At 41.4% G+C, this 14,030-nt stretch carries 11 protein-coding genes; 2 read left to right on the plus strand and 9 right to left on the minus strand.

The window, feature by feature from the left end; genetic code table 11:
* Positions 1-932: type I-F CRISPR-associated endonuclease Cas1f (gene cas1f, locus JR005_RS14110; RefSeq protein ID WP_218665329.1), on the minus strand; the 932-nt coding region annotated here is incomplete at its 3' end.
* Between the two features lie 570 nt (positions 933-1,502).
* Between cas1f and JR005_RS14115 the strand changes: the two genes are divergently transcribed.
* Positions 1,503-3,335 carry a monovalent cation:proton antiporter-2 (CPA2) family protein gene (locus JR005_RS14115; protein ID WP_218665330.1) on the plus strand — a complete coding sequence of 611 codons (1,833 nt, stop codon included), beginning with the start codon at positions 1,503-1,505 and terminating at the stop codon, positions 3,333-3,335.
* 63 nt (positions 3,336-3,398) lie between these two features.
* On the opposite strand, the gene JR005_RS14120 is transcribed toward JR005_RS14115, so the two are convergent.
* The 7 genes from JR005_RS14120 to JR005_RS14150 all read right to left on the minus strand — a co-directional run bounded on the left by JR005_RS14120 (position 3,399) and on the right by JR005_RS14150 (position 11,612).
* Positions 3,399-3,743, minus strand: a complete 345-nt coding sequence (locus tag JR005_RS14120) for a hypothetical protein (RefSeq protein WP_044435853.1) — start codon at positions 3,741-3,743, stop codon at positions 3,399-3,401.
* 346 nt (positions 3,744-4,089) lie between these two features.
* Positions 4,090-5,046 (minus strand): carnitine monooxygenase, reductase subunit CntB, encoded by a 957-nt coding sequence (gene cntB / locus JR005_RS14125; protein ID WP_218665331.1) that lies wholly within the window; start codon positions 5,044-5,046, stop codon positions 4,090-4,092.
* Positions 5,047-5,150: 104 nt separating this feature from the next.
* Complete coding sequence (locus JR005_RS14130; RefSeq protein WP_218665332.1) at positions 5,151-6,602, minus strand: NAD-dependent succinate-semialdehyde dehydrogenase; 1,452 nt, start codon at positions 6,600-6,602, stop codon at positions 5,151-5,153.
* 72 nt (positions 6,603-6,674) lie between these two features.
* Complete coding sequence (gene cntA, locus JR005_RS14135; RefSeq protein WP_005150788.1) at positions 6,675-7,790, minus strand: carnitine monooxygenase subunit alpha; 1,116 nt, start codon at positions 7,788-7,790, stop codon at positions 6,675-6,677.
* A gap of 64 nt (positions 7,791-7,854) precedes the next feature.
* Positions 7,855-8,808 carry an alpha/beta hydrolase gene (locus JR005_RS14140; RefSeq protein ID WP_218665333.1) on the minus strand — a complete coding sequence of 318 codons (954 nt, stop codon included), beginning with the start codon at positions 8,806-8,808 and terminating at the stop codon, positions 7,855-7,857.
* On the minus strand, positions 8,805-10,460 hold the full coding sequence (locus tag JR005_RS14145; RefSeq protein WP_218665774.1) for a BCCT family transporter: 1,656 nt from the start codon (positions 10,458-10,460) through the stop codon (positions 8,805-8,807). The genes JR005_RS14140 and JR005_RS14145 overlap by 4 nt, the downstream gene beginning before the upstream one ends.
* A gap of 39 nt (positions 10,461-10,499) precedes the next feature.
* A complete protein-coding gene (locus JR005_RS14150; RefSeq protein WP_218665334.1) occupies positions 10,500-11,612 on the minus strand; it encodes a tartrate dehydrogenase in 1,113 nt (370 codons plus the stop codon).
* Between the two features lie 100 nt (positions 11,613-11,712).
* On the opposite strand from JR005_RS14150, the gene JR005_RS14155 reads away from it, so the two are divergent.
* On the plus strand, positions 11,713-12,693 hold the full coding sequence (locus JR005_RS14155) for a LysR family transcriptional regulator (protein WP_044435868.1): 981 nt from the start codon (positions 11,713-11,715) through the stop codon (positions 12,691-12,693).
* Between the two features lie 57 nt (positions 12,694-12,750).
* Here the strand turns inward: JR005_RS14155 and JR005_RS14160 are convergent, their stop codons facing one another.
* Positions 12,751-13,935, minus strand: coding sequence for a hypothetical protein (locus JR005_RS14160; RefSeq protein ID WP_218665335.1), 1,185 nt, complete (start codon positions 13,933-13,935; stop codon positions 12,751-12,753).
* Positions 13,936-14,030: the final 95 nt, after the last annotated feature.

Consider the following 14,030-nt stretch of genomic DNA (forward strand, 5'->3'; position numbering starts at 1 on the left):
CACGCCTGTAGTTTCACTTGATCAAACATCCAGTCCAGACACCGATATTCTGTGAATTTTTGCAACAGCTGCTGACGAAACTCCTGCTCAGACATCCCCTCTTTTGCACAAATAAATGCCCACGGTAAAACCACGGCATCTTTAATTAAATCAGCTACATCAAACACCAATGCACCACGGCGGGTTTTGCCGTGCATGACTGCAAAACTGTGTGAAATACCTAATACCCAAAGTGTCGTAGCTGCCAGTCCATAAGCCAAATAGTTGCCATGATTTAAAAAATCGTTGGCTAAATCCCCTTGCTCAAGGTTTCGCTCAAAACTGAGTTTGCAACGCGTCGCTGCGATTTTATAAAGTTGTTTAGTGGTCATCGCTTCAGCAAGCAACAAATCACCGACTTTGCTTTGATGTGGAATTTTCTTTTCAAAACCAGTTAAAGCTTGTTCGATATCTGCAGCATCCAGATAAAAGCCTTCATCTTTGAGGTCTTTGTCTTTTGCCCAGATTCTGCGGATAAACTCGATGCGGGCAAATTGGAACTGTTTTGCGACGTCTAGCCGTTTAGCATCGTCAAACCAAAAACTCATCCAGCCTTGCATGTACTCCGTGGGTCGATATTCACTTTGCGGCATCATCCATTCAATTTCTGATCCCATAAACAGTGGCGTCCCACCACCACCTGTAAACCCCACCAATACCCCTGCACTGGCTAGCATACGCATGGCTGCTTGCGTAATCGATGTGCCTGTCCCCAATAAAATTACTGTGGTATTGGCAATCGGAATATTCCAGTATTGGTTTTCGTTTTTGGCCTCAGTTAAATATAAAACGCGACCATCTTTTTGCATCACTCGGCAATGTTCAAGATAATAAAGATTGGCTCGCTTAGAATGTAATATCGCTTTTAAGTCTGATGGTGAAAGTTGTTCCATTTTTATCATCGTATTACTTTGATGTTATTAACTAAATTAACATACCTCCGTTTTTGTTTTACATCATTTTTTCTGTTAAACGTCATAAAATGTCGTGTATATTTATCCTTAAAGACAAAAAATATTTTAATTTTCGATTATCACTATTCGCTTTAAATCAATCATAAAATCACTTTCATATTGATCAAATTCTCTTTGTCCCACAGATATCAGTTTAAAATACATTTTATTATTACAGATCGATCTAACGGGTAATTCAATCAAGCAATACCGCCATCAATCTCTAATTTTTATAATGGTAAATGAATCAAGTAAGATGATTAGATCAAGGTGTATTAGTACAATATTTTGAACGTTTTATGATTTTTTAATCATTTTAATTTCAAATCTTTCAAAATCTTTTTATGATTTTCACTGATTTATCAATAAATTTAAGCAAATTTTCAGAAAAACTTGAGTTAAAAACTCAAGTTTTCTCTATATAACAATAAAACATTGTTATGATCTATCTGACATATAAACAACGATGATCTCTTTTTTAACACCATTTTGTTCTTTGGACACATTTTCATGGCAGCAGAAGCACATTCTCTAGGACTACTCAGCCCTGTTATTTTACTGGCTGCGGCTGTGATCGCAGTCCCAATTTTTAAACGCTTAGGGCTTGGATCAGTCCTTGGTTATCTTATTGCAGGCTTAATTATTGGTCCCTTTGGTTTTGCGTTTATCCATGATCCCGCTTCTATTTTACATATCGCTGAACTCGGCATTGTCATGTATCTGTTTATCATTGGGATGGAGATGCAGCCTTCTCATTTATGGAATATGCGACGTGATATTTTTGGTCTAGGCACACTACAAATCACGTTTTGTACAATAGGACTCACTGCAATTGGTTTGCTGTATGGTTTTGCATGGCAAATTGCCTTTATTGGTGCGGCAGGTTTTGTTCTCACTTCAACGGCCATCGTGATGCAAATTTTGGGTGATCGTGGTGATTTAAGTCAACCCAATGGCCAAAAAATTGTCGCTATTTTATTGTTTGAAGATCTACTGATTGTGCCTTTGCTTGCCATTGTTGCATTTATGTCCCCCAATCAAGTGGTTGAAAGTACGCCAGATCGTTTAAAAGATATCGGAATTGCACTGGTAGCTATCGCAGGTCTCATTGCGGCTGGCTGTTGGCTGCTCAATCCATTATTTAAACTTCTGGCGGCTGCCAAAGCGCGTGAAGTCATGACAGCCGCAGCATTGTTGGTCGTTTTAGGTGCAGCATTACTCATGCAAGTCAGTGGTTTATCTATGGCAATGGGCGCATTCCTTGCAGGTGTTTTACTCTCTCAATCGACTTTTCGTCATCAGATTGAAGCTGATATTGAACCATTTCGCGGTATTTTATTAGGTCTATTTTTCCTTAGTGTAGGAATGTCACTTAATCTATCGGTTGTACAAAATAACTGGCTCCTTATTCTCAGTAGCGTCATTGCGTTGATGTTCACCAAAGCTGTCCTCATTTATTTTGTTGCGCGTCTCACGAAAAGTACTCATGCGGTTGCTTTAGATCGTGCTGTACTGATGGCTCAAGGGGGTGAGTTTGCATTTGTGCTTTTTACAGCCGCGGCAAGTGCGCAAGTGATTGATGAAACGATCAAATCCAATCTCACGGCGATTGTGGTTTTATCCATGATTTTTACCCCCCTGCTTGGTATTTTGGCCAAACGCTTCATTAGTCCAAAAAGCTCTGCCTCTCTTGACCATATCGAAGTTGCCAATAATTTACATGGACGTGTACTACTCATCGGATTTGGACGTTTTGGGCAAGTTGCCAGTCAGCTTTTACTGGCTCGTGGCGTGGATGTCACATTGATCGACACTGATATCAACATGATTCAAAATGCCACAAAATTTGGTTTCAAAATTTATTATGGTGACGGGACTCGTTTAGATATTTTACATGCATCTGGAGCCGCAAATGCTCAGGCAATCATGGTATGTGTGGATCATAAAGAAACAACCAACCGTATCGTTGAATTAGTCAAACATGAATTTCCACTGGCCAAATTGTTAGTGCGCTCTTATGACCGTGAACATTCATTATCATTGGTCAAAAAAGATGTCGATTACCAAATTCGTGAAACCTTTGAATCAGCAGTGCTGTTTGGCGGTGCCACACTTGATGCTTTGGGAGTAGAGAGTAGTGAAATCCACGCGATCACCAAAGAAATACGAGAATTGGATAAAGAGCGTTTTGAAACTGAAATTGCAGCGGATGACATAGATGCAGGTATAGGTTTTCAATTTTCAAACACTGAACATCAACCTCGTCCAACTTCACCACTGATCAAACCTAAAACCCACAGTCAAATTTTAAATGATTCAGATGAGTCTGCTATGAAACAATAACTGAATCTTTATATCCTTCTTTTCCGCAAATATGAATAAAACCGAGTTAGACATGATTCGGTTTTATTTTTTTATTGTTAAAAGACTATCAGCTGGTGTGACGACTGCTCTTTTCTGTTGTCTTTGATACAAGCAAAGTTCACGTCCTTTTTGATTCTTCATATGTTTCTGCGGATAATTTCCTTCTAGGACTACAGCCGAATAACCCACACGATCATCAAATAACATAATATCGCTGACTGCTTTTACATTTTTTAAGGTACTGGCTTTCGCACATGCAGTTTTAATCGCCTGATCGTGCTGTTTCCATGCCTGATCTGAACTTGCATGCGTTATTCCTGCAATAACACTACATACAATTAATGATAATTGAAAAAAAAATGAAACTTTATCTTTACAGTATTTCATTATAAATACTCAATCGTTTATTCATATTTATCATGGAATGAATCAGGACAAAGGCATAGCGTTTCACACAAGATTTAACAGCATTACTTGGAAAGATTACATATGTAGTAGTGAAAGCAAATGCACTCTCAATATTTTATTTTAATTATGCAGGAGACCACTTTGATCATTGTTTAAATCCTCTTGATTATTCTCCCCTAGAGGAGAAAAATAAAGAGGRTCTAAACAATTATGAAAGAAGTCTAATGTCTTTGAGTAAAACAACTTTAAACCAAGTATTCTCACTTTGAATTATACTTTTAAAAGAAATCATTCTTGATCAAGCTATCTTTCTAATTCATACAACTTATAAATTCAATACTAATTTTTTCCCTTTAGCACGTGACACACAGATCATCATGGACTGCTGTGATGCTTTTTCATCATCACTCAGATACTGATCGAAATGCTCTGCCTCACCTTCCAGAATCATGGTTTCACAAGTCCCACACACCCCTTCACGACATAAACACTCCACATCAATGTTGAGGAGTTCAATTGCCTGTAAAATGGTTTGATTAGCTTGAACTTCGACTTGTTGATTGGATTTCGCAAGTACCACTGTGAATGCTTCACCTTCTTCTGGTACAGTAGATGCAAACTGTTCCCAATGAATATATTCATTGCGGTAACGATGATAATTACAACGATCGATCACCGCATCAATCATTGGCTTAGGCCCACACACATACACATGCGTACCTTTGGGTTGAGTGCCAATCAACTGATCAAGATCAAGACATTTTCCATCCGAATCGATATAGCTGAAAATATGTTCAGCATGTTTTTGTTTGAGCTCTTCTAAGAGTGCAGCATGCTCTGACGAACGATAGGCATAATGCAATTCATAATCAGCACCGCGTGCAGCCAACTCATCCATTTGCGGTACAAACGGAGTAATCCCGATACCTCCCGCAATTAAAATATGTTTCTCACCATCTGCCGCCAATGGAAACAAATTCTTCGGTTCAGAAATAAGAATCTCACAGCCTTCATTGCATTGATCATGCATAAAAACTGAACCACCTTTACCTTCAATATCTTTACGGACACAGACTTGGTAAGTCGATAGATCTTGAGCACAGCTCATCAATGAATAGGCATTGGATAGGTGGTCATTCATTTTCACAATAATATGACTACCACCATTGAATTGAGGGAAATTTTGTCCGTCCTGACGTTTAAATGTAAACCGTTTGATTAGTGGAGTCAGTTGCTCTACCCGTGTGACCACTGATGCAAACATTTCATAATGACTAGCCATGTCTAAATCCTCTTTACCACATTCTGCTCATCTAAGCATTCTCTAGTTTTAAGCACATATTGTAGATTGGGCTGTCCTCGAAAACAGCCCAATCCACTGTGTCTCTACAATCCTAAACACATATATTTAATAGTCATAAATTCTTCTAAACCGTATTTAGAACCTTCACGCCCCACACCTGACTGTTTGACACCACCAAATGGTACAACTTCATTGGAAATAGCCGTTGAGTTCATTCCAACCATGCCATATTCCAGCTGTTCAGCGACACGCCAAATCCGTGAAATATTTTCGCTATACACATAAGCCGCTAAACCAAAAATGGTATCGTTGGCTTGCGCCACCACATCCGCTTCATCTGTAAAGCGAATTAAAGGGGCTACAGGGCCAAAAATTTCTTCCTGAACAATGTCCATATCACGCGAAACATCGGTTAGAACCGTTGGTTCGAAGAAAGTTTGTCCAAGTGCATGTTGTTGACCACCGCACGCCACTTGAGCACCTTTACTACAGGCATCATCAATTAACTGTTTTGCTTTCAACACCGCTTTGTCATTGATTAACGGCCCAATCTGCACATTCGATTCCAAACCATTGCCGATTTTGAATTTCTGTACCTCTTGCACAAATTTCTCGGTAAAGGTCTGATAAATCTTGTCGTGTACGTAGATTCGATTGGCACAAACACAGGTTTGACCTGCGTTACGGAACTTGGCAAAGATTGCGCCTTGTACCGCTTTATCCAGATCGGCATCATCAAAGATGATTAATGGTGCATTGCCACCCAATTCCAAAGCTAACTTTTTAATGGTGCCTGAACATTGCTGCATCAATAAACGACCCACAGGTGTAGAACCGGTAAAGGTTAGTTTTTTGACTTTTTCATGGCTAGTAAACACCGAACCAATCTCTTGCGATTTGCCCGTCACCACATTAATGATACCCGCTGGGATGCCAGCCATTTCTGCCAGTTTAGCAAGCGCAAGTGCACAATACGGGGTTTCATTGGCAGGCTTGATTACGATGGTACAGCCTGCCGCCAAAGCAGGTGCCGCTTTACGGGTAATCATCGCGATCGGGAAATTCCACGGCGTAATCGCAGCCACTACTCCGACAGGTTCTTTGGTCACAATAAAACGCTGCTGGCTATTGGTGGTCGGAATCACATCGCCATAAACACGCTTGCCTTCTTCCGCAAACCATTGAATAAATGAAGCAGCATATTTCACTTCACCCAATGCTTCGGCTAAAGGTTTACCCTGCTCAATGGTCATAATGCGTGCCAGTTCATCAGCATGACTCAAAACCAGTTGATACCAAGCCAATAGTAGGTCTGCACGTTTTTGTGCGGTTAATCCTTTCCATGCAGCTAAAGCCTGATACGCGACTTCGACTGCCTCGGTAGCTTCTGCTGCACCCATATTTGGAATGACGCCAATTTCTTCTCCTGTTGCAGGATTGGTCACAGCAATGGTGGCATCGGATTGAGCACTCACCCATTGACCATTGATCAATCCGCGTTGTTGAAATAACGGACTTGCTTGCAAACTTGACATGTCATGTTCCTATCGATTGAAAGCAAGGTACGGCCTGATCTTCACCGCACCCTTAATGAGCCTGAGACAAAATTATTTGTGGTATTGCGCAACAAGATTCTGGAAATACGCAATACCGTGCTCACTGATTCCTGAACGTTGCTTGTCGGTCATGATACGCCCTTGACCACGATAACCACGAGATTTCAAACCACGTTGTACGCTTTCAACCAATTCAAGGTCTTCAGGACGGAAGACATTGCGATACCATTCAATCAGGTCTTTCTGATCTTGGGTCAATTCTTCATTGGTAAAGAAAATGTCATAGTGCTGCAAAGTGGTTTCCGCATCCATTGGGAACTCATAGATCACGGTCATAAAGTTTGCACCCGGTGGTACGTTAAACATGGTGCACGGCCAAGTCCAGAAACCACTAAAGGTCGGGTCTTTCACCGATGGATCGAGCTTGAATGACTTTTCTGAAGAACGTGCATAACCATATTGCAGCGTCCAGTTTTGATGGGTGGTGTGCCAGTATTTATCCACCTGTACCGAGTCAGCAAAACCAGGATGCGCTGGACCACAGTGATAACATTCTAAATAGTTATCCACGATCACTTTCCAGTTGGCAGGTGTTTCCGTGACGAAACGTGCAGCCAGTTTCAAGTCTTTAATGACCGCACAAGCTTCATTCAGTTTTTGTGCAAATTCAGGCAACTGATCTTCAACACAAGTGGCATTTTCATCCATATTAATAAAGACAAAACCACCATATTCTTCAACTTTTAACGGCACCATGCTGGAGTTTTGCTTGTCAAAAGACTCAACATGATCACAGTTACGTGCTAGTGCCAAGCTACCATCCAGCTTGAATGTCCATGCATGATAGGGACAGGTAATCACGTTTTTGGCTTTACCACTGCCGCTTAACAGCTCATGACCACGATGTGGGCAGACATTATAGAACGCACGTAATACGCTGTCTTTGCCACGAATCACGATAATATTTTCACCAATCACCTTACGGGTAATATAGTCATTGGCTTGGGCAACTTCACTGCCATGTGCCACGCAAATCCAGCTTTTCGCAAAAATTTCTTCTTTTTCACGCTCAAACACCTGAGATGAGGTATAGAACACTTTTGGAAATGTCCATGCCACATCTGGGTTTGAACAGAAATCTTCTGGTAATTTTTCAACTGCATTCATGGTTTTACTCCATTAAAATGTTTTGTCCTAAAGACTGTTTTATCAAAATTGGCTGATGTTCAAATCACTTGAACATTTGCTTTAACGAACTCAGCATCTGCTGATATAAATCCTGCACCACAGGACAATCCCGTACTAAACGTAAACTGCCATGTAGTAATCCTTTGCCGAGATAAAACTCGGCCGCAATATTGGCTTGTTTTAACTTGTCCACGAAAATACGCCCGTCATCACTCAGTGGATCGTATTCAGCCACCGCAACAAAGCTACGTGGCATGTCACTCAAATCTTCTGCCAAAAGTGGTGTTAAACGAGTGTCCTGCCAGTCGCTTTCATTCGGTGCATATTCTTTCAGGTAATAATGCATTTCCTCTAAGCTCAGTAACGGTGCATGTGCATGTTGCTGGCAAGATGCAGTATCAAAACTGCTGCCCAAACAAGGATAGATCAAAGCCAGACCACGTGCCTGCACGCCTGTATATTGTAACTGAACCGCCAATGCCGCAGCTAAATTGCCTCCTGCACTGTCGCCTGCTAACACAATCTGCGTTGGATCAATGTTCCAATCTGCACCATGTTCACGTAGCCAGTGATAGACCGTTTCACAATCTTCATAAGCAGCTGGAAAATGATGTTCAGGCACCAAACGATAATCGACACTCAGTACCGCAACATTTAAATCACGGCATAAATAGCGGGTGATAAATTCATGTGAATCCAGATTACCCAGCATCCAGCCACCACCATGGATAAACAGAATACAAGGCCAACCCGCTTCAGGTGCCTCACCCAGTGGGGAATACAACCGAACACTGACGGGATGAGTGGCATGCGCAACGGTTTTATCTTCAATATTGACCGCACCATCGCGTGGCAAGGTGTAATGCAGGCACATGGCATCGTAGGCTGCACGAATTGAATCAATATCGTTATCCGCTGCTGAATAAATGCTGCTCCAATACACCAGACTTTGCATTTCTTCGCTTAACTCATAGCGCGTGTTCGGTTGCTGTGTCATGACAATTCCTTTTGACTGCTTTTATGTGCTAGTGCGGTTGCCGCAATATCAATCTGCATCTGTTGATTTGAGTCAGTATGCTCAAGTGCTTCCAAGTCATTAAAGCTATTCTGCTCGATCAAATGTGATGGCACCTTGGAATAATCCTCAATCAGCCACTTCACCAAACCATAAGTCTGTACCATAATAATCACAATAAACGGTAAGGCAGTCACAATGGTGGCAGTTTTCATGGTGTCTAACGGCGCCTTAGAGAAGATCATCGCAATCGGCACTAGTGTTAACATCAGACACCAAAACAAACGCGCATTCGGAGATGGATCTTGCCCTTCACTTAAACCACGGGTACAGGTTGCAGAAACTGCATAGCCCACCGCATCCATATGTGCTGCAAGGAAAATCACCATAATGCCAAGGAACAACCACATCATCAGCTTGCCTGCTGGCAATAAGCCCAACAGTTGACCAATTGCCACTTCACCGCCTTGCTGACTCAAGATTTGCGGTACATTGACCATGCCGTGAATAAAGCTATGAACGCTGTAATTTTCAAATACGCCAAAGATGAACCATAAACCAACGCTACCGCCGATGACCATGGCAAGAATCACTTCTTTAATGGTTCGGCCTTTTGAGACACGTGTTACGAATAGCGCGACACCGGGTGCATAAGAAATCCACCATAACCAATAGAACACCGTCCATTCACGGGTGAATTTTCCATCGCCCATCGGGTCGGTAAACAGACTCATATCGACAAAGTTAGTCGCCATCAGACCAAAACTCATCAATGAATTATTCATAATGAATTGGGTTGGCCCAAAGCAGAGCACGTAGATCGCGAACAGCACCACACCCAAGCACACCATATGACTCAAACGCTGCATGCCTTTATCCATACCGACATAGGAGCTGAGTGCAAATAACACCGACACCGCCAATATAATGATGACTTTGGTCATGAAGGTATTCGGAATACCCGTGAGTTGCGACAGAATGTTGGTAAAAGTGACCGCAGTCAAAACCAGTGAAATGGTCAAGGCACCAAACATACACAGCAAGAACATCAGATCAACGACACGTCCAACAGGTCCTGTCGCTTTAAAGCCAGTGACCGCTTCCACCATTGACGCTAAGCTCAGGCCTTTATTCTTTCTGACATGGTAGCTGTAACACAGTGAAATCGATGCCAAAGCATAGATTGACCATGCACTCAAACCAGAGTGAAAGAAAGAATAAGCCACGCTGTATTTCAATGCTGCTGTCGATTCAGGGGCTAAATTTAAACCTGGGGTCTGGTAGTAATAGGCCCAGTCCAAAAAACCCCAGTACAAGGTTGAAGATCCTATCCCCGACAAAATGAACATGAAAATCCATGACATGGTACTGTATTGGGGCTTACCTTCACCAAGCTTGATTTTGCCGTATTTGCTAAAGGCCAAACCGAAGGTAAAAATAATTGATAAAAACGTAAATAAAAGCACTGGCGTGGTAACCACCGACGTGGTCCACTGCATCCATTTTGCAGCCAGTTGTATTGATTCAGATGAGTAGATTGCCAAACCAGCCACCGATGTAAATACAACGGCAAGACTGGTGATCGCAAGCGTCTTATCTGTATAAGGTTTTGTAATTTGATTATCCATATCTATTCAATCCATCTCGGATAGTGACTATTCCCTCAGGGGTACTTACTCCATTGCGAATAAATCCATTTTTTGCTGAGTCAAACAGGATGCAATCGCATCACCCACTTCATAGGTCTTGGCAGTTCCACCGACATCAGGCGTTTTCGGGCCATGCACCAACACATGCTCAATTGCCTGCATGATTTCCTGTCCTGCCTGAATGACCTGCTCATCTCCATCTGCCAAGAAATCCAACATCATCGCACCCGACCAGATCGCCGCAATCGGATTGGCAATTTGCTGACCGTAAATATCAGGTGCTGAACCATGTACAGGCTCAAACAATGACGGGAATTTACGTTCAGGGTTGAGGTTTGCCGAAGCCGCCAAACCAATGGTACCCGTGCATGCAGGGCCTAAATCCGACAAGATGTCACCAAATAAATTCGATGCCACCACCACATCAAAACGCTCAGGCTGTAGAACAAAACGTGCCGCTAAAATATCGACATGCTGTTTATCTGCCTTGATCTGTGGATAGCGTTTTGCCATTTCATCGACACGTTCGTCCCAGTACGGCATGCTGACTGCAATGCCATTAGATTTGGTCGCAGCCGTGATTTTTTTAGCCTCACGCTGATCAGCAAATTCAAATGCATATTTTAAAATACGGTCAACACCATGACGGGTAAACACCGCTTCCTGCAAGACAAACTCACGATCAGTACCTTCAAAGGCTTTACCACCAATGGCAGAATACTCACCTTCGCTGTTTTCACGCACCACATAAAAATCGATATCGCCCGGTTGCTTGCCAGCCAATGGACATTTCACCCCAGACATTAACCGAACAGGACGTAAATTCACATACTGATCAAAACAACGACGGAACTGGAGTAATGATCCCCATAGTGAAATGTGATCAGGCACCTTTTCAGGCCAACCCACCGCACCAAAGAAGATAGCATCATATTCCTGTAAGACTTCGAACCAGTTATCTGGCATCATTTTGCCGTGTTCAAGGTAATAATCGCAGCTGGCCCAATCGAAGCTATCCATTTGAACTTGAATGCCATATTTGTCTACTGCCGCCTTTACAACCTTGATGCCTTCTGGTAGAACTTCTAAACCAATCCCATCACCCGCAATCGTGGCAACTTTATACTTTTTTGCCATAACGCTCCCTTACACCTTTGGTTAATATCCTTAGCTGTAAACATGCTGTTTTCAGCAACAATGATCAATAAGAAAACTATCACCCCAATGGACACGGATCGTGAATAATCTACCTAACCTATCGGATTTAAAGGTTTTTTGCACAGTCGCCAAACGCAAGAGTTTTGTCGATTCAGCTGAGGAGCTGGGTGCTTCACCTGCATTTATCAGTAAACGCATCAATATTTTAGAAACCAACCTGAACTGCAAACTATTTCATCGCAGTACCCGCCATGTCAGTTTGACCGAAGATGGCAAACTCATTTTGGATCGTGTATCAAATATTCTGGATGAATTTGATGAAATCAGTGAACTGGTGAATAACCCCTTAAGCACGCCCACAGGTCATCTCGACATTGTCAGCAGCTTCGGTTTTGGGCGAAAGCATATTGCGCCGATCTTATCTAAATTGATGACCATGTATTCCAAACTCGAAATTCAGTTTGATACCATCGATAACACCAAAGACCTGATTCAACACAGCATTGATCTGGATATTCGCATTGGCAATGATATTGCCCCCAATATGATCGCTAAAAAATTAGCATCTAATTTTCGGATTTTCTGTGCATCACCTAGCTATCTAATGAAAAATGGAATACCTGAAAGTCTAGAAGATCTGCGGACTCATGATTGTTTAACTATTAGTGAACGTGACCAATCCTCAGTGCTGTGGAAACTTCGTCATTGGTCAGAAGATCGGTCAGTACACGTTACTCCACGTTTCGTATCTAATAACGGTGAAATTATTCACCAATTAGCAACCGAGGGGCATGGTATTATCCTACGTTCAATCTGGGATGTGGCTGATGAATTGATTAGCGGTCAGTTACAGCATATCTTGCCTCAGTACTGGCAAGATGCTGATGTTTGGGCGGTGTATCCTTCACGTTTAAAAAGTTCATCTAAACTACAGACCTGTATCCTATTTATTCAAAATGAACTGATCAACCGTTTACAACATATTCAGAATCTAAGTCGTGGTCAGTTGATCCAACCGATTGAACCAATCACCCAACAGACAGAAAAAGTCTTTTTATAGTAAAGAAGCCAGCCTCATGATTAAATTTGGCTGGCCTTATACATGGGATTGACGGCTTTAGAAATAATAGCCAATCGATAAATAAAATAACTTATTCCATTGATTACTATCACCTTGAGCAAGTCCATCTGCACCACTACCTGTCATGGGATCATTACGACTCAAGATATATTCTCCCTGTATTCCCACTTTTTTATAGTTAAAATATAAACCCGCAATTAAACGATCAGAATCTTGATATCCAGATTCATCTTTATAGAAACGACTATAAGATACATATGGCTTAATATTTTCTAACTGATGGAAGGGCTTGGCAAAAGTATAATTAATCTCATTAGCCATATATTGGCCTTTATTGGCGACTTGATAGGGATAATCAAATGCCCCAATCGTTGAAGTGTTTGGCAGCAAATCATCGCCATTTTTGATATTTTGCTCTCCAAATAAAAATAACCATTGCCACGCCTGATAATTAGTGGTGCTAAAAATGCTCCATGTACGACGATTTCCATGTTGATCAGTACGATGATTTTGCAGTTCTGAATACCAGTACGATCCTCCAATTTCAGTCGAAAAGTTTTCTGTAGCATTCAATTCAAATTTCCGTGAAAAACGTGTGATCCACATATTTTTCTCATCAATATCGGTGCCTTGAGTCAAATCATCAGCTTCAACGAAGTTACCACTATAACGACTGGAATCTTTAGAAGTCCCTTTATAATTTCCACCATCAGTAGGATAAAAACCTAAAATAAAATTGTATTGATCATCCTTAAATTGATACTTCATCCCTAAATTTTGAATATCTTCTAGCCCTACAGTATTGAGCAAAGTTTCATAATAGCTATTGCCCCATAGTCGTCCAAATCCAAAATCGACTGATTGAAAACCAACTGAGATGCGCTGCTGATTTGAAATTTTATAACCTGCCCATGCATCTTTTAAAAATAATGCGTCACATAATCGATGATATTGATAGCAACGCAAATCTAATGATGCAATCCAATCTGGATTTTCATAGATTAAAACTGTTTTAATATCAGCAAGTTGCCAGTCATCATTTTTTGAACCTTCATTTGCTTCAACCACATAATCCTTATGAATATATCGAGTGCGAATTGCGCCAGAAAGTTTCAATTGACCTGTATCTGTACTTGGATCACCAATACTTAAATCCGCAGCATACATTGGCATACTACTAAAAAGCCCTATTGATCCTAAAAAAAGAAGTGTCCTCTTCATAGTTTTACATCCTTGTTTAAACTCATGTAAAAATGAAGAAATTCAACTCAATGAACAATGGCTAAACTATGAAGTCGGTTTTTACAAAACGTGTT

Origin of the sequence: Acinetobacter sp. Colony158 (assembly GCF_019264745.1) — a bacterium.
Taxonomy (GTDB): Bacteria; Pseudomonadota; Gammaproteobacteria; order Pseudomonadales; family Moraxellaceae; genus Acinetobacter; species Acinetobacter ursingii.